Raw genomic sequence first — 16,936 nt, 5'->3', positions numbered from 1 at the left:
GTAGCGAACCTCGCGCCAGTGCTTCAATATCAACGCTAAGGCAAAGAAGCCTGTACCAGCTGACAAAGCCGCCAGCTAACAAATTTAGAGCAAAGCCGCTCGATTGTGCATGCACCGCCACCGCATGCAGCAATCGTGCGGCTTTTTGCGTTTCCACAGGGATCAAGACAATGAAAAAACTCAAATGGCTACTCGCCTCGACAGCTTTCTGCACAAGCCCCGTGATGGCAGAAATGCTGGACCTTGAAAAAGACGAGCTGACGCTTGGTTTCATCAAGCTGACCGACATGGCCCCTTTGGCAATCGCTTATGAAAACGGGTACTTCGAGGACGAGGGGTTGTTTGTCACCTTGGAAGCGCAGGCAAACTGGAAAGTTTTGCTGGATGGTGTGATCGACGGGCAGTTGGACGGTGCGCATATGTTGGCGGGGCAACCGCTGGCCGCGACCATCGGGTATGGAACGCAGGCCCATATCATCACGCCGTTTTCGATGGATCTGAACGGAAACGGCATCACCGTCTCCAATGACATATGGGAGCAAATGCGCCCCCATGTTCCGCTCATGGATGATGGTCGCCCACAGCACCCGATCAGCGCCGCCGCCTTGGCGCCAGTGGTTAAGGATTATCAGGACCAGGGCGTCCCCTTCAACATGGGTATGGTCTTCCCTGTATCGACCCACAATTACGAACTGCGCTACTGGCTGGCCGCTGGTGGCTTGGAGCCGGGTTACTACTCTCCCGATGACGTGAGCGGCCAGATCGGTGCGGATGTCTATTTAAGTGTAACGCCCCCGCCCCAAATGCCGTCCACAATGGAAGCCGGTACGATCTTCGGCTACTGCGTGGGGGAGCCTTGGAACCAGCAGGCCGTATTCAAAAACATCGGCGTTCCGGTCATCACCGACTACGAAATTTGGCGCAACAATCCTGAGAAGGTGTTCGGCCTCTCCGCTGAGTTCGCCGAGGAAAACCCCAACACCACCATCGCGCTTACCAAAGCGCTGATCCGTGCCGCAATCTGGCTGGACGAAAACGAAAATGCGAACCGCGAGGATGCGGTCGAGATTCTGGCGCGTTCAGAATACGTTGGCGCGGATGCTGAGGTCATCGCCAACTCCATGACAGGTACCTTTGAGTACGAGAAAGGCGATGTAAGGGACGTCCCCGACTTCAACGTATTCTTTCGCTACAACGCAACTTACCCGTTCTATTCGGACGCGATCTGGTATCTGACCCAGATGCGCCGTTGGGGCCAAATTGCCGAACCCAAGTCCGACGAATGGTTTTTTGAGACCGCGCAATCTGTCTACCAACCAGACATCTACCTGAAGGCCGCGCGCCTCTTGGTAGATGACGGGATGGCGGAGGAAGCGGACTTCCCTTGGGACAGCGACGGCTTTAAGGCACCTACCCCCGCGGACCATGTCATTGACGCCATTGCTTACGACGGACGCACCCCGAACGCCTACCTAGATAGCCTACCGATAGGCTTGAAGGGCGATCAAACCATCGCCGGCTCCACAATCCAGAACTAAGCCCCACCCGTCCCGGCGCCTTGGGGCGGGTGCTTCACCTGATCAAAACCTCCAGAACACAGGTTCAAATATGACCGCTATTGACCCAAGTACCCTTGACGCAGAGGCACGCCGCGCCCGTCGCTTTACGCGGATCAACAAAGCCGACGCATGGTTTAAAGTGCTCGGCCTCGCATGGATAACACCGCTGCTGAAAGCCGCCGCCGGAGATAATCCACGCGCGCAGCTTTCGGAAATCTGGCGCCTATTAGGAATACCTGTTCTGGCGATTGGCCTTTTCATCTCTGCATGGGCGGCGCTAGCCCCGACGGTGCAAACGTCGCTTGGGGCAATTCCAAACCCTGCTCAGGTTTGGGCGCAGGCGATCAATCTGAACGCAGATGCTGTTCGGGAACGCGAAAAGGAAGCCGCGTTCTACGAGCGGCAAGACCAACGCAACGCAAAGCTTATCGCGGAAGGCAAAGACGACAAGGTGCGCGAGCGGGCGTACACTGGCAAGCCGACCTACTACCAGCAAATTTGGACCTCGATCAAAACCGTGTTTTTTGGCTTCCTGATCGGGTCACTCATCGCAATCCCGTTGGGAATTGTTGCGGGGCTGTCACCAACGGCGAACGCCGCAATCAACCCGATCATTCAAATCTTCAAACCGGTCAGCCCGCTCGCGTGGCTCCCCATCGTAACCATGGTCGTTTCTGCCGCCTACGCCACCAATGACGGAATGTTCTCCAAGTCATTTCTTGTGTCTGCAATCACGGTCACGCTCTGCTCGCTCTGGCCCACGCTGATCAACACAGCGCTCGGCGTGTCCTCCATCGACAGGGATTTGGTGAGCGTGTCCAAAGTGTTAAAAATGGGCACATACGCGAAGATCACCAAGCTGGTGTTGCCCTCTGCATTGCCATTGATCTTCACCGGATTGCGCCTGAGCCTCGGCGTCGGATGGATGGTCTTGATCGCCGCTGAAATGTTGGCGCAAAACCCCGGCCTTGGCAAATTCGTCTGGGACGAATTCCAAAACGGGTCGTCACAGTCCTTGGCCAAAATCATGGTGGCAGTCTTCACCATCGGAATCATCGGGTTCCTTTTGGATCGCGTGATGTTCGCACTGCAATCCATGTTCACATTCTCAGAGAACCGGTGATTGATATGGGCATTTTAACACTCACCAACGTCAGCAAAGGCTTCAGCGAGGGCGCGGCACACACCGAAGTCCTCAGGGATATCAACCTGACTGTGGCGGAGGGGGAATTCGTGGCAATCCTCGGCTTCTCTGGCACTGGAAAGTCCACGCTGATGAACCTCATCGCCGGATTAGAGTTCCCAGATACGGGCTCGGTCAAATTCAAAGGGGCTGAGATCACTGGACCAGGGCCAGAACGCGGACTGGTCTTCCAAAGTTATTCACTTATGCCGTGGCTCACTGTCGGCGGCAACGTGGGGCTGGCCGTGGATGCCGTCTTTCCTAAACTGTCGCGCGCAGAACGCCGCGAAAAAATCGAGCACTACGTCAACATGGTCGGGCTGTCGCATGCCGTGGACCGCCGCCCGTCCGAATTGTCAGGCGGGATGCGTCAGCGGGTATCTGTCGCGCGTGCTTTAGCCATGAGCCCCGAAATGCTGCTGTTGGATGAGCCGCTTAGCGCCCTCGACGCGTTGAGCCGTGCCAACCTCGCCGACGAGATCCTCGACATTTGGGAGCAGGACAAGAAGACCTGCATCTTGATCACAAATGACGTGGACGAGGCCATACTTCTCGCCGACCGGATTATCCCGCTCAATCCCGACGGAACACTGGCCGATCCGGTGACCGTCGATATCCCGCGTCCCCGTTACCGCGCGGCGATGAACCACGACGCGACCTTCAAGGCGCTTCGGTCTGAGGTTACAAAATACCTCATGGATGTTGGCATCGCGGCCAAGGTTGAAAGCACACGCCACCTGCCCCAAGTCACGCCGATTCATTCTGTGCCCGCGGCCGTCGCCAAAGCACAAGATAGCAGCTTGGAGGAACGCTACTTAACCTTCTCGAAGCTGCATAAAATTTATCCGACCCCCAAAGGCCCGCTGACCGTCGTCGAGGACTTCGACCTCAAGATCAACAAGGGCGAGTTTATCAGCCTGATCGGCCACTCCGGCTGCGGCAAGTCAACGGTTCTGACCATGGCCGCAGGGCTGAACCCTATTTCCAAGGGTGCAATTCGCCTAGATGGCTGGGACGTAGAAGGCGCTGATCCCGAACGCGCGGTCGTGTTCCAATCGCCCAACCTGTTTCCTTGGCTCACCGCCAAAGAAAATGTCGCCGTCGGCGTGCACAAGGTCTACCCGCGCGCCTCCCAGGCGGAGCGGCGGGACGTGATCGAGTACTATTTGGAACGGGTCGGCCTAGCCGACAGCATGGACAAGCAGGCCTCGTCCATGTCCAACGGCATGAAGCAGCGGGTCGGGATTGCACGTGCCTTCGCGCTATCGCCGAAACTTCTGCTGTTGGATGAACCGTTTGGCATGCTCGACAGTCTCACCCGATGGGAGCTGCAAGAAGTTCTGATGGAGGTCTGGTCGCGCACCAAGGTCACCGCAATCTGTGTCACCCATGACGTTGACGAGGCCATTTTGTTGGCGGACCGCGTTGTGATGATGACCAACGGGCCACAGGCAACGATCGGGAAGATAACCGACGTCAAACTACCACGCCCACGCACCCGCAAGGCGCTTTTGGAACACCCCGACTACTACACCTACCGCGCTGAGGTCCTCGACTTCCTTGAGGAGTACGAACACGGCGCAAAACCAAAACCGAAACCCACAAACATAGCGGCGGAGTAAGACATGACACAGAAGCTTGTAGTTATTGGAGCTGGAATGGCGTCCGGTCGTGTACTCGAACATCTCTTTGAGGCCAATGCCGACTACTACGTGACATTGTTCAACGCCGAAGCGCGCGGCAACTATAACCGGATTATGCTGTCTCCTGTGTTGTCTGGCGAGAAAACCTACGACGACATCGTGACCCACAATGCGGAATGGTACACAACACAAGGTGTGACCTGTCACTTTGGCACGCCGATCACGTCAATCGACCGCGCGGCCAAGACTGTTACCAGTACAGAAGGCACAGTGCCTTATGACAAGCTCCTCATCGCGACCGGCTCTGCCCCTTTCATCATTCCGGTGCCGGGCAAGGACTTGGACGGCGTTGTCACCTACCGCGACTTGGACGACACAAATGCCATGATTGATGCCGCCAAAAGCGGTGGCAAGGCGGTCGTTATTGGCGGCGGCCTTTTGGGGCTGGAAGCGGCCGCAGGTTTGGCCGAGCGCGGCATGGACGTCACTGTCTTACATCTGATGGGCCATTTGATGGAACGCCAGCTGGATGAAGCCGCTGGCTTTTTGCTACGCCGAGACCTTGAAAAGCGCGGCATCACCGTGAAGTGCCAAGCCTCAACAACCGCTATTCTTGGAACAACCCGTGTCGAAGCCGTGCTCCTCGATGACGGCGAGACGCTTGATGCAGACCTCGTCGTCATGGCGGTTGGCATCCGGCCCGAAACACGGCTTGCGACGGACGCGGGCCTGAGCGTTGCGCGCGGTGTTGAGGTCAACGCGCAGATGGAAACCTCTGATCCCGATATCATAGCGATTGGCGAATGCGTCGAGTTTGACGGGCAGCTCTTTGGTCTGGTCGCACCGCTCTACGATCAGGCTAAAGTGGTGGCCAAAACGTTGATGGGCGTACCGGATGTGTTCACCCCGAAAGAGCTGTCGACAAAGCTTAAGGTGACGGGTTGCGATCTGTTTAGCGCGGGCGACTTTGCAGAGGCCGAGGGGCGCGAGGACATCGTGTTCCGCGACCCAGCCCGCGGCGTTTACCGCCGGTTAGTATTGGAGGACAACATAGTTGTCGGTGCCGTCATGTACGGCGACACCGCCGACAGTAACTGGTTCTTCGGGCTAATTCGCGACAAGACCGACATCTCTGACATGCGAGAGACGTTGATCTACGGTCCCGCTTTTCAAGGGGGCGCCCCCTCGGACCCGCTCTCAGCCGTTGCAGCCTTACCGCGTGATGTGGAAATTTGCGGCTGCAACGGCATTTGCAAAGGTCAGATCGAAGATGCAGTACACGCAGGCGCAACCGACTTGGGCGCAGTGCGTGCAGTGACAAAAGCGTCCGGATCATGCGGCACATGCACCGGCTTGGTGGAACAGGTGCTGGCGGTAACATTAGGCGATGAGTTTATCGCACCAGCCGCCGCATCCATCTGCGGGTGCACCGATATGACCCACGAAGACGTGCGTCGCATGATCAAAAGCCGAGAGCTGAAATCAATGCCTGCCGTCTGGCAAGAGTGTGGATGGAAGACCTCCTGCGGTTGCCACATCTGTCGCCCCGCGTTGAATTTCTATCTGCTGGCCGATTGGCCCATGGAATACACAGATGACCCGCAATCAAGGTTCATCAACGAGCGCAAACACGCGAACATCCAGAAAGACGGCACCTTCAGCGTCGTGCCGCGGATGTGGGGCGGCATCACCACCCCGGATGAGCTGCGTGCCATCGCTGACGCCGCCGACAAATTCGCCGTTCCAACAGTTAAAGTCACCGGTGGGCAGCGCATTGATTTGCTTGGCGTCAAGGGGGAGGACCTCCCCGCCATTTGGGAAGACCTTAACAACGCGGGCATGGTGTCGGGCCATGCGTACTCCAAAGGTTTGCGCACGGTGAAAACCTGCGTCGGCACTGATCACTGTCGGTTTGGAACCCAAGACAGCACAGGGCTGGGCATAAAGCTGGAGAAGACCCTGTGGGGCTCTTGGACCCCGCACAAGCTGAAGCTGGGTGTATCTGGATGCCCGCGCAACTGCGCGGAAGCAACCTGTAAGGATATAGGCATCGTTTGCGTCGATAGCGGCTACCAGATCAGCATAGGTGGGGCTGCGGGCATGGACGTGCGCGAAACGGAGCCGCTCTGTCAGGTCAAAACGGAGGCGGAGGTGATCGACGTCGTCAAAGCCGTTACGCAACTGTATCGGGAAAACGCTAAGTATCTGGATCGCATCTATAAATGGGTGGCCAAAGTCGGCCTCGACTGGGTCAAGGAAAGCGTTGCTGACCTAGACAAACGCACGGCGCTCAAGGCGCGTTTCGAGCATTCCCAAACCGTTTATCGCAAAGACCCTTGGGCCCAGCATGTCGCAAAATCGGAAACGTATCGTCCCCTCGCCGACCTGACCTTGGAGGCCGCAGAATGAGTGCCCAATCGGACAACTGGATCGATATCGCAGCCTTGGACGCGGTACCTCAGCGCGGCGCGCGCTTAATCAAGACCGCGCATGGGTGTGTCGCGGTCTTCCGTACCGGAATTGACGAGGTTTATGCGCTCGACAACGCCTGCCCGCACAAGAACGGCCCCCTTGCTGACGGCATCGTGCATGGGAAGGCCGTGACCTGTCCGCTGCACAACTGGGTCATTTCATTAGAAACCGGTGCAGCACAGGGCGCCGACACCGGACAGGTAGCCACCTACCCCGCCAAGGTCGTCGATGGTCGCATCCAAATAGATGCGTCGCTCCTCACACACCGGGGTGTCGCATGACGCTGACACGAACGACGTGCCCCTACTGCGGCGTGGGTTGCGGTATTCTGGCTGGGGCCGATGGCACCATCAAGGGAGACACGGAACATCCAGCAAACTTTGGTCGTTTGTGTTCGAAAGGAACTGCACTTGGGGAAACCCTGGACCTGCAAGGTCGCCTGCTTGCGCCACAAGTCAACGGGTGTGATGCGAATTGGACCGACGCGCTTGACGCCGTTGCCCAAGCGTTCAGCACTGCCATCCGCGACCATGGGCCGGATAGCGTGGCGTTCTATGTCTCAGGTCAACTCCTGACCGAAGACTATTACGTCGCCAACAAGTTGATGAAAGGCTTCATCGGCTCCGCGAATATCGACACTAATTCACGGTTGTGTATGGCGTCCTCGGTCGCGGGGCACAAGCGCGCCTTTGGCACAGACACGGTTCCGGGCACATACGATGATCTGGAACACGCTGAGCTAATCGTGTTGGTCGGGTCCAACCTTGCGTGGTGTCACCCTGTTTTGCACCAGCGGATAGCCGCTGCGAAAGCCCTTCGCCCTGATATGAGGGTGATCAATATCGACCCGCGCAAGACGGCGACTTCGGCGCTGGCCGACACGCATTTGCGGATCGTGCCGGACGGTGACATCGCGTTGTTCAATGGGCTGCTGTCGCACTTGGCGCAAAACGGCGCTCTTAATGAGAGATACCTGCGCGATCACGTCTCGGGCGCAGCCCCCACGATTGCGCAGGCTCAACAGGGGAACCCGCGTGACAGCGGATTGTCACAAGCGGAACTGCTTGAGTTCTTCAACCTGTGGTCCCGCACCGAAAAGGTCGTCACAGTCTATTCCCAAGGTGTGAACCAGTCCGAGTGCGGGACCGACAAGGTTAATGCGATCTTAAACTGTCACCTCGCTACGGGGCGGATCGGCAAGCCGGGGTGTGGGCCGTTTTCGGTGACAGGGCAGCCCAATGCGATGGGCGGGCGCGAGGTGGGTGGCATGGCGAACATGCTCGCAAACCATCTGGATATAGAAAACCCTGAGCATCGCGAGGCGGTGCAGACATTTTGGAACAGCCCAACTATCCCAACCCACCAAGGCCTGAAAGCCGTGGACCTGTTCAAAGGCTGCGCCGATGGGAAGATCAAAGCGCTCTGGATCATGTCCACCAATCCGGCGGTCAGCCTGCCGGACGCCGACGGGGTGGCCAAAGCGATCTCAAACGTGCCTTTTGTGGCGGTTTCCGACATCATGGCGCGCACCGATACCGGCGACCTCGCCGACGTCCTTTTACCCGCGACAGGGTGGGGCGAGAAGGATGGCACGGTCACCAATTCCGAGCGCCGAATATCACGGCAACGCGCGTTCCTACCTGCACCTGGTGAAGCGCGCCCCGATTGGCAGATCATCTGCGAGGTCGCGGCGCGAATGGGCTGGAAGGACGCCTTCAATTTCGCCACGCCAGCCGATGTGTTTGCGGAATATATCGCGTCTGCTGCGGCAACAATGACCTTTGGACGCGACCTTGATCTCAGTATTTTTGCCGATGCCGATTACGCCAAGCTTGTTCCCACGCAATGGCCCCGCAACGACATGCGGTTCTTCGCTGACGGTAAGTTCTACCACCCTGACGGCAAGGCAAGAATGCTGCCGATCAGTGCGCCGGCACCCCGTACCAAGGACGTATTCACCCTCAACACAGGGCGCAACCGCGACCAGTGGCACACGATGACCCGCAGCGGAAAGGCTCCCCGCCTAGGTGCCCATCTCGCCGAACCTTACGTCGAGATTCACCCGAAGGATGCGGCAGATTTGTCCGTCTCTCCCGACGATCTCGTCGAGTTGCTCGGCCCTAACGGCAAATCGGTCGTGCGCGCTTTGATCACGGAACGCACGGCGAAAGGTCAACTGTTCACGCCTATGCACTGGACCCGCCAGCAGAGCAGCGCGGGGTGGGTGAACGCCCTCGCCGCGCCTGTCGTGGACCCCGTATCAGGGCAGCCTGCATCGAAAACCAACAAGGTCACAGCACGTAAATTCGCGGCAACATGGTTCGGCTATGCGGTGTCTTCCATGCCGATACGCGCCGATGGCGATTATGCCGCCGTCGCGCGAACCCGCACCGGATGGCAAGCCGAGTTTGCCGGTCTCCACACACCTGAAAGCTGGGAAGGCTTCGCGCGCACCGTCATGGATGTTGAGGGGTGTACCATGTCACAAGTGCTTGGCCGAGACGGGCGATATGGGCGCTTAGCGTTTCACGATGGCGACCACCTAACCGGAGTGCTATTTTCCAGCCCTTCTCCGGTTTCGTTGTCGCGCAGCTATGCTGTATCGCTCATCGGGACCTCCGTCCCTGCACTTCGGGCACTTGCAGGTCGAAGTGGCGCCGATCAGCCAGATCCGGGTGCGACGATCTGTGCCTGCCTCAACATCGGTGTGAACACGCTTCGTAGTGCGATCAGCGCGGGGGCAAATAGCGTCGATGCCTTGGGGGCGGCCACCTGCGCCGGTACTAACTGCGGCTCGTGCAAGCCTGAACTCGCCCGCCTCATCGAAGACATGCGCCAGCCAGAGATCGCACAATGACCCTTACGCCCTTTGTTCGCATCGTAGCACGGGGGAAAGGGCGCGCCCGCACATTGACCTTTGATGAGGCAAGGCAAGCGATGGCATTGATCCTCGCCGGCGACGCCGAACCCGAAGCCGTTGGTGCGTTGCTCATGGTGCTGCGCCTACGCGGCGAAACAGATGCGGAAATCGCGGGGTTTACCTGCGCCTTACGCGCAACGACGCCGCAACTGCCAACCCCTGATCTGGACTGGCCTTGCTACGCCGCCGGTCGAACACGCGGCGCGCCGCTGTTTTTGCTCGCCGCCAAGTTGGTGGCACAGGCGGGGTACTCTGTCACACTCCACGGATGGAACGCGCACCAAGGTCCGGCGGCAGATGTGCGCGAGGTACTCAGCGCTTTGCGGCTGGAAGGCGACGGGCTGGCCTACCTACCTTTGGAAGCCCTGAGCCCTAGGGCCTTCGCACTCCTGAACCTGCGCGATACGTTTGGGTTGCGGAGCTGCGTCAACACTGTCCTGCGAATGTGGAACCCTGCGGGCGCAACCGCGTCCGTACAGGGTGTTTTTCACCCGTCCTATCGTGGTTTGCAGTCGCGCGCCGCTGCACTTCTCGGCGATGTGAACCTGACAGTCATCAAGGGTGGTGGAGGCGAATTCGAGCGGAACCCCTCTAAGGATATCGCCGTCTTCGGCCTTCGCAACGGTCAGGACGTGGAAGAGATCGTACCGCCCATACTGCCGGAAACGCGCCGCTTGCACGCGCCAGACCACCCAGTGGATATCGCCGCGCTGTGGGGTGGCTCTCTAGAGGATGCTTTCGCATCCGCTACCGTCATAGGCACCGCGGCGCTTGCCCTGCGCGCCGTGGACACGACCACATCTATGCCAAAAGCAACTGCATACGCGGCCGAGCTTTGGAGCCAGCGCCATTCCATAACAAGGAGAGCAGGATGAAGACCTTTCCCATGTTTTTGCAAACACAGGGTCGTCGCGTCATTATCGCAGGTGGTGGCGAGCAAGCGGCGCAGAAGTGCCGGTTAATCCTCAAGACAGAAGCCGCGATCACGGTGCTCGCTCCCACGCTTGAACCCGAGCTGGCGGGACTGTGTGCCGAAGGACGGATCGTTTGGAGACCGGGACCAATCACGCCTGATGACTTCCAAGACGCGATGTTGGTGTTCGTCGCCACCGGCTGCCCTGCTACAGACGTTTGCTTGCATGGGCTCGCCAAATCCGTCGGGGCGACCGTCAACGTCGTAGACCAGCCGCATCTCTGCGATGCGCTCACGCCCTCTATTGTTGACCGTTCTCCCGTCGTTGTCGCGATCGGAACCGAGGGCACCGCGCCTGTCCTCGCCCGCCAAATAAAAACGCGGCTTGAGGAAATTCTAGAGCCTCGTCTTGGGGATCTTGCAGCACTCGCCGGCAGACTTCGCAGCCGCGCCAATGCCCGCCTCGCCCCGCGCGCGCGCCGTGATTTGTGGCGTTGGGTGTTTACGGGGCCTCCACGCAATACCCATGCGCAGGGAGGTGAACGCGAAGCGGCGCAAATGATCAAGGCTGCCATCGACACCGAGACATTTGATCAAGAGCGCGGCGGCTCAGTCGCGTTAGTGGGGGCTGGCTCGGGCGCGGCAGACCTGATCACACTGCGCGGCGTTCAACGGCTGCAAGAAGCGGACATTATTTTCTACGACCGCCTGATCGCGCCTGACGTCCTTGACCTTGCACGTCGCGACGCGGAACGCGTCTACGTCGGCAAATCGCCGGGCTGTCATCACTGGCCACAGCATAAAATTACAGGTGTTCTTGTCACCGCCGCACGTCAAGGGAAGCGGGTTGTGCGGTTGAAATGCGGCGATCCAGGTGTCTTCGCGCGCGGGGTGGAGGAAGCGGATGCTTTGAAGGCTGCGAACATCCCCTTCGAAATCGTACCAGGGGTCACGGCCGCCAGTGCTGCCTCTGCGGCGTTGGGCGGGTTCCTTACCGAACGAGGCACCTGCGACACGCTGGTGCTGGCGACAGGGCGGTCTGAAGCTGCGGATCAAGACCATGCATGGCTAGACGCGCTGAGGCCCGGAACACGTGTGGCGGTCTACATGGGGGTGGGTGCATCCGCTAAAATTGCGCAAGGACTGATCGACGCTGGCCTTGACGACCACATCACCGTCGACATCGTGTCGCGCGCGCAGCAAAAAGACCAAGTAATTGCGCGATGCTCGGCAAGAACGCTTGTTCAAACCATCGCAGAGAACGATATCTCCAACCCTGCCATTCTGTTTCTGACATGGCCGCGATCCATGGTCGCGGTACAGGAATGCGATGTAGTCGTGCGAATGTAAGCTCATCACTACTGGAAGTCGTAGCCTTCCAGCCATAAGCTTACTAAGGGGGATGCAGCTGCCGTCCGGCAAATGACACGGGTGTGGTATATTGTGAAGGGTTTGGTGGAGCCTAGCGGGATCGAACCGCTGACCTCCTGCATGCCATGCAGGCGCTCTCCCAGCTGAGCTAAGGCCCCAAACCGGCAACCCGTAGGTTGCGAGGTGGTGTCTAGAAGGGCGCGGGGATCAGTTCAAGCGAAAAATCCAACCGCGCCCCACTATTTAGGTATCGTCGTCTTCAGAGGCAACGTCTGCCAGCTCATCAAGGCTTACAGTGTCATCATCGTCGTCGTCTTCAAGGACGTCATCGCCAAGATCCACGTCTGCATCATCTTCGTCATCCTCGAGGATCACTTCATCTGCATCGTCTGTATCGTTGTCTTTGTTTTGCGCATCAGGCTTGTCAGCCTGCATCGTGCGAGACTTGTTGCCAGTCAGGCTTTCGAGCGTGAATTCGTGTTCGCACGACGGGCATGTCAGCGGGTCTTTCTGAAGGTCGTAGAAACGAACCTGGCAGTTTGGGCAAACGCGCTTAACGCCCCATTCTTCCTTAGGCATAATCGTCCTCTTTCGTCGGCGCCGCAGTAAAAGCGCTCATGCAGTTGAATATCTGAATTGCAGCCAGTTGCCACATGGGGAAAGGCGTGTCAAAGGCTTTCCCCCCATTGTTACTTTCCATGGCCTATTGGCCGCGCTACGTTTGGACATAAGCAGCAAAATGCAGGCAATCAAGCAATGGCAGAACTGATTCAACTGGGGCACCCCCCGATTGACGTCACTCTAAAGCATTCCGCGCGGGCGCGTCGCCTGTCACTGCGGGTGTCCGGGGTGGACGGGCGGGTGTCACTCACCCTGCCCCGCCGTGCTTCCATGCGCGAAGCCCAAGCATTTCTGTTGTCAAAAGAAGACTGGATTCGCAAACACCTGGACCGTCAACCGGATGCGACGATCATCGCCCCCGGTGCCACTATTCCGGTGGAGGGTCACCCGAGACTTATCGCCGAAACCAAGACCCGTTCGGTGAAGCTAATGGCCGATCACATTCTGATACCGCCTGGCGCAGACAAGTCCGGCGCGCGCGTGCGTGCCTTTCTCAAGACGATGGCGCGTGACAGGCTGGTCGACGCCAGCGAGCGCTACGCCGAGCGGTTGGGGCGGCCCTTCGGCAAGATCAGCATTCGCGATACCCGTTCGCGGTGGGGGTCGTGCACGTCGGAGGGAAACCTGATGTATTCCTGGCGGCTTATTCTGGCCCCTGTGCAGGTGTTGAACTATGTGGCCGCCCATGAGGTCGCCCATCTGGCCGAGATGAACCACAGCGCCGCGTTTTGGCACGAGGTGTCCCAGCTGATGCCCGACTATGAGGCGCCGCGCAAATGGCTGCGAACGCACGGCGGCGGGTTGCACCATTACCAATTCTGAAAAGGGACACCCAGCGCGACACAGAAACTACGCACAACCTCGCCAAAAGCTGTTGCTCACTCAATAAACTACGCCGGATGCCCCTCCCTCACGCCGGCAAAATAGCCGGTGTGATCCCTCAAGAGGCGAGATCGGTATACTCGATCTCTCAGCCCTTACCTTTCCCCACTCCATAAAGCGGGTGTTACGAAATTCCCTAAACGCGCCTTTAGCTGCACGTTCTTAACCGCATTTGGATACGTATAGCTTTGCGGTGTCAGGCCCGACATCGGGTCCAGCCCATCCGCCAAAGCCCGCGCGATGCAACGCGCCACCTGTGGCGCGGCGCCACTAGTGCCGATCAGGATTGACCTAGCACCGGAATAGACACCTTGCGACACTGTACCCGGAAGCGCTGTGCCGCGGTCGGAAACCCCGCTGAGCGCAACATGCGCGCCCCACGTCACCGGCGCGGCACCGCCCGTGTTAAGCAGGCCACCCGCAGACGAATAGCGCGCCGGATGGCCAGAGCTTTGCACATAGCCGCCCACTCGCGTCACGAAGTCGGCGTTAGCAACACCGTTCATACTGCCGAAGCCGCGAACCGGCGTAAGTGGCTGGGTGTACTCCGGCAGCGCAGGCTTTATGCGTGGTGTCCTGTTCAGGTCCACCAGATAACTTTGACGCCCCCCAGTACGCAGCTCAGACGGGTCATCGTCACGTTGCGCCCAAATGTTAACATAAGCATCAGGCGCCAAGCGTGCGGCACTTGCCGTGCGCTTTAAAGTCAAGGTCCACCGTCCCGAAGCCGCCCATCTGGCCGTCTCCCCCTCTGGCATCGTAACGGGTACGCTAGGGGCCAAAGCCACCATCGCACGCCAGCGCGTGCCACGGTTTTTATCGACCGACATTTGCCCCACCACCGCACCGCCCGCGCGAAGATTTGCGAAGTTTCGCGGGTCTCCACGCGGGAAGCGCGGGGCACCCCGCAAAGCCAGGGAAGGTGCGGCGTCAAGACTGACGCCGCGAGGCGGGGTAACTTCAAACGTATAGCCTTCAGGGTCCAGCCCCTCCGGCAACCATATTTCTACATAGCTGGATGTGCGGTCATCCGGCTGTACCTGCCAGCCGATGCTCAGCTGATCATCCGAAAAATCGCTTTCTTGGAAGTTCGCATGCATGTCGTCTTCAAAAGTGTTGCCACTGGGCATAACCAAGAATGTCGGTGCCAACTTCCGGCGCGATGACAGCAACTCCTGCATGGCGGTGTCCATTTCAGACTGCCCGTCATGACGACCAGCCGACCACCCGTAGGAGAAGTTGATCACCAACGGCAGTTCCGCCCCGCCATGTGCCTCGGCAATGCGGGTCGCGCGATCGAAAATGTAGTGTAGCGCGGAGAGCATATACATCTCTTTGCCGAAACCAGATGTGTCCCATGAGATAGAGTTGGGCAGCTGAACCGCGATGATTTCTATATCGTTCTGCGACACATCCACGCCCGTCCCGAACGCCTTACCAGCCGTCATCGCCATGGTGTGCGCGCCGTGTGTCGTTTCGCGCAGCATGTAATTTCCAACTTCAGGCAAATCCGCGTCGATGGCCCCAGCCGCGACATACATCGCTGCCTCGTCGCGCCCATGTTCCACCCGCAGCGTGTCTATCTCACCATTGCTTATCTCCCGCCCAAACGGAACCGCACTTGGGCCTGTAGTTCGTGCAGCTTGCAGCCAACAGTGGCTGACACGGGTTTTTCCCTCCCCGTCCAAATAGGTGCGGTTTGCAAAGGGAATACCGTCGTCAATCACAGCTACAATAGCTTTGGGGGCGGTCGCCTTCGGCGTCTGGCCAGCAACCGCACGGCCGGGGTCGTAGTCCTGCGTCCAAGACGCCTCATTTATCGGAAAGTTGACGCGATAACGGGCGCGCTTTCGCTGGCCTGTGACTTCGTCCAAGCCCTCGGTGAACTGGTCAAGCAGCTCTAAAAGCATGTCCATCCAGTCTTCAAGGCTCTCCGGTTCCGGAGAGGCCGCGTCAACCGGATCATAAAAGCAAAAGGGGCGTACGGACAAACCCTGCCCGTTCTTCCACAACGGCGGGTACCGCACATCGACCCGTTCGACGGGGGCGCCAGGCTCTGCGCGGAACTTCACTTGAGAGACATCCGGCAACGGCACCGGACTGTCCATCAACGCTGCAAAGTAGCGCGACTTCCAATCGCGAATGGCGGGGAAGCTGAACGGGCGGCCAAGCTTCTTGCCAAATACCCACCGCTCATAGGGTCCCGTATATTGTCGGACGCGCGGTGCCATTTAGGCCACTGGCCCGACTTGGCCAGTGTGAGCTTCTTTCAAAGCCTTATTCCAAAGCCATTCAAACAAAGGCGACGCGGTCGATTGGATAGCAGCCCCCACTTGCACGCCGTAATCGGTGGTCACTGGAACACCAGCCATAATCGCCTCAAAGTCGTGCCCGAAGAAATCGGTGTTCTGCGGGGTGTAGGTTACTGACTTGCCCATAGGTGTAGCACCACACCGCCCCAGTACGGCGGAGCCGATGGCCTGCCCAAGCGACGCGCCAGCCCATGTGTCCATAGGATAATGCACCCCTGCAACGGTGCGGTTCACCGCAATGCGGCTGGCCAATTGCCTCAGCAACTCCTTGCGGTCAGTGCTGTCGGCAAAGCTTTGCCATTGCTCCATCAGCCCCAGCATGACTGTCGCCACGCCGTAGGCCTCCGTCGCGTGAGCAGATGGAAAGCTGCCGTGGCCCGGGGTCGCGATCATGGGCATAATGCGCGTATCAACTTGATCAGGACGCCGCGTCGCCAATGCGTATTTCGCCATCATAGCCAAGTGTGAACACATCAACTGCGTGACAGTAATCAACTCCAGCGTGAAACGATTGTGGGCGGGGTGCAACGCAAGGATCATCGCAAAGTAGTCAGTCGGGAAGCCCAACTGGCTGGTAATTTCCGCCGCGCGGTCAGCCCGCAAATCAGCGTAGTCGCGCACGAAGCCCGCCTGTTCCGACAGTAACGCGGCGGAGGGGCGCTCCACCGACAGCAACGTGTTGCCCTCAAAGCTGATCGAGACCTGCTGACCCGCGACCTGCGAGCCCACATCTTTTATGAAATCCGTCAAGTAGAGCGAACCGCGCACCCAATCGGCAGAGCGATCCAAATTAGCGGTAGAGTTCTCTGGCAGTTGGGTCGGGATCGGGGCTGGGCCCTCACCCGTCGCATGGATGATCGCTTCCGCTGTTGTTTGCAGCCCTGCGGTTAGGGCCGGACCGTAGGGGCCAGCCGCTCCGCCACCAAGGAACCCGCCAAGACCCGCGCCGCCAATTCCTCCGATACCGCCAATGCCACCTATTCCGCCGATACCTCCTATGCCGCCAATCCCGCCGATGCCCCCGATACCACCAATGCCACCGTATCTCGCCATACCATAC

At 58.9% G+C, this 16,936-nt stretch carries 12 protein-coding genes and 1 tRNA gene; 9 read left to right on the top strand and 4 right to left on the bottom strand.

Translation table 11 applies throughout. The features are described 5' to 3' along the window. Positions 1–170: 170 nt before the first annotated feature. The 8 genes from BLW66_RS15015 (at position 171) to cysG (ending at position 12,040) form a co-directional block, all read left to right on the top strand. Positions 171–1,538: a CmpA/NrtA family ABC transporter substrate-binding protein gene (locus BLW66_RS15015; RefSeq protein ID WP_089947975.1), complete on the top strand. Its 1,368-nt coding sequence runs from the start codon at positions 171–173 to the stop codon at positions 1,536–1,538. A gap of 70 nt (positions 1,539–1,608) precedes the next feature. Further along, complete coding sequence (locus BLW66_RS15010) at positions 1,609–2,682, top strand: ABC transporter permease (RefSeq protein WP_089947974.1); 1,074 nt, start codon at positions 1,609–1,611, stop codon at positions 2,680–2,682. A 5-nt stretch (positions 2,683–2,687) separates the two neighbouring features. Then, the gene (locus BLW66_RS15005; protein ID WP_170833496.1) at positions 2,688–4,364 is read left to right on the top strand and encodes an ABC transporter ATP-binding protein; all 1,677 of its coding nucleotides are present in this window, start codon (positions 2,688–2,690) and stop codon (positions 4,362–4,364) included. 3 nt (positions 4,365–4,367) lie between these two features. Continuing rightward, on the top strand, positions 4,368–6,794 hold the full coding sequence (nirB, locus tag BLW66_RS15000; RefSeq protein ID WP_089947972.1) for a nitrite reductase large subunit NirB: 2,427 nt from the start codon (positions 4,368–4,370) through the stop codon (positions 6,792–6,794). After that, positions 6,791–7,138 (top strand): nitrite reductase small subunit NirD, encoded by a 348-nt coding sequence (gene nirD / locus BLW66_RS14995; protein WP_089947971.1) that lies wholly within the window; start codon positions 6,791–6,793, stop codon positions 7,136–7,138. Before nirB ends, nirD begins: the two co-directional genes overlap by 4 nt. After that, positions 7,135–9,714 (top strand): nitrate reductase, encoded by a 2,580-nt coding sequence (locus tag BLW66_RS14990; RefSeq protein WP_089947970.1) that lies wholly within the window; start codon positions 7,135–7,137, stop codon positions 9,712–9,714. The genes nirD and BLW66_RS14990 overlap by 4 nt, the downstream gene beginning before the upstream one ends. Continuing rightward, on the top strand, positions 9,711–10,652 hold the full coding sequence (locus BLW66_RS14985) for a glycosyl transferase family protein (protein WP_089947969.1): 942 nt from the start codon (positions 9,711–9,713) through the stop codon (positions 10,650–10,652). Before BLW66_RS14990 ends, BLW66_RS14985 begins: the two co-directional genes overlap by 4 nt. Then, positions 10,649–12,040, top strand: coding sequence for a siroheme synthase CysG (gene cysG / locus BLW66_RS14980; protein WP_089947968.1), 1,392 nt, complete (start codon positions 10,649–10,651; stop codon positions 12,038–12,040). Before BLW66_RS14985 ends, cysG begins: the two co-directional genes overlap by 4 nt. A 103-nt stretch (positions 12,041–12,143) precedes the next feature. On the opposite strand, the gene BLW66_RS14975 is transcribed toward cysG, so the two are convergent. Continuing rightward, positions 12,144–12,219, bottom strand: a tRNA-Ala gene (locus BLW66_RS14975). A gap of 85 nt (positions 12,220–12,304) precedes the next feature. Continuing rightward, positions 12,305–12,640, bottom strand: a complete 336-nt coding sequence (locus tag BLW66_RS14970; RefSeq protein WP_089947967.1) for a TIGR02300 family protein — start codon at positions 12,638–12,640, stop codon at positions 12,305–12,307. 177 nt (positions 12,641–12,817) lie between these two features. On the opposite strand from BLW66_RS14970, the gene BLW66_RS14965 reads away from it, so the two are divergent. Further along, positions 12,818–13,504, top strand: coding sequence for a M48 family metallopeptidase (locus tag BLW66_RS14965; protein WP_089947966.1), 687 nt, complete (start codon positions 12,818–12,820; stop codon positions 13,502–13,504). Positions 13,505–13,659: 155 nt separating this feature from the next. Here the strand turns inward: BLW66_RS14965 and BLW66_RS14960 are convergent, their stop codons facing one another. Together BLW66_RS14960 and BLW66_RS14955 are read right to left on the bottom strand one after the other, a co-directional pair. Continuing rightward, complete coding sequence (locus BLW66_RS14960; protein WP_089947965.1) at positions 13,660–15,795, bottom strand: S8/S53 family peptidase; 2,136 nt, start codon at positions 15,793–15,795, stop codon at positions 13,660–13,662. Beyond that, positions 15,796–16,929: a phosphatase PAP2 family protein gene (locus BLW66_RS14955; protein WP_139254576.1), complete on the bottom strand. Its 1,134-nt coding sequence runs from the start codon at positions 16,927–16,929 to the stop codon at positions 15,796–15,798. Between the last annotated feature and the right edge of the window lie 7 nt (positions 16,930–16,936).

It is taken from the genome of Litoreibacter albidus, from assembly GCF_900107015.1.
Taxonomy (GTDB): domain Bacteria; phylum Pseudomonadota; class Alphaproteobacteria; order Rhodobacterales; family Rhodobacteraceae; genus Litoreibacter; species Litoreibacter albidus.
Note: the sequence above shows the minus strand (reverse complement) of the source record. Positions and strands in the feature narration are given on the sequence as shown.

Excerpts from the sequence above, each read along its gene's own strand:
- BLW66_RS14990 (WP_089947970.1), top strand. The coding sequence starts at position 7,135 with ATGACGCTGACACGAACGACGTGCCCCTACTGCGGCGTGGGTTGCGGT.
- nirB (WP_089947972.1), top strand. The coding sequence starts at position 4,368 with ATGACACAGAAGCTTGTAGTTATTGGAGCTGGAATGGCGTCCGGTCGT.
- BLW66_RS14960 (WP_089947965.1), bottom strand. The coding sequence starts at position 15,795 with ATGGCACCGCGCGTCCGACAATATACGGGACCCTATGAGCGGTGGGTA.
- BLW66_RS14970 (WP_089947967.1), bottom strand. The coding sequence starts at position 12,640 with ATGCCTAAGGAAGAATGGGGCGTTAAGCGCGTTTGCCCAAACTGCCAG.
- nirD (WP_089947971.1), top strand. The coding sequence starts at position 6,791 with ATGAGTGCCCAATCGGACAACTGGATCGATATCGCAGCCTTGGACGCG.
- BLW66_RS15005 (WP_170833496.1), top strand. The coding sequence starts at position 2,688 with ATGGGCATTTTAACACTCACCAACGTCAGCAAAGGCTTCAGCGAGGGC.
- BLW66_RS14965 (WP_089947966.1), top strand. The coding sequence starts at position 12,818 with ATGGCAGAACTGATTCAACTGGGGCACCCCCCGATTGACGTCACTCTA.
- BLW66_RS14985 (WP_089947969.1), top strand. The coding sequence starts at position 9,711 with ATGACCCTTACGCCCTTTGTTCGCATCGTAGCACGGGGGAAAGGGCGC.
- cysG (WP_089947968.1), top strand. The coding sequence starts at position 10,649 with ATGAAGACCTTTCCCATGTTTTTGCAAACACAGGGTCGTCGCGTCATT.
- BLW66_RS14955 (WP_139254576.1), bottom strand. The coding sequence starts at position 16,929 with ATGGCGAGATACGGTGGCATTGGTGGTATCGGGGGCATCGGCGGGATT.
- BLW66_RS15015 (WP_089947975.1), top strand. The coding sequence starts at position 171 with ATGAAAAAACTCAAATGGCTACTCGCCTCGACAGCTTTCTGCACAAGC.
- BLW66_RS15010 (WP_089947974.1), top strand. The coding sequence starts at position 1,609 with ATGACCGCTATTGACCCAAGTACCCTTGACGCAGAGGCACGCCGCGCC.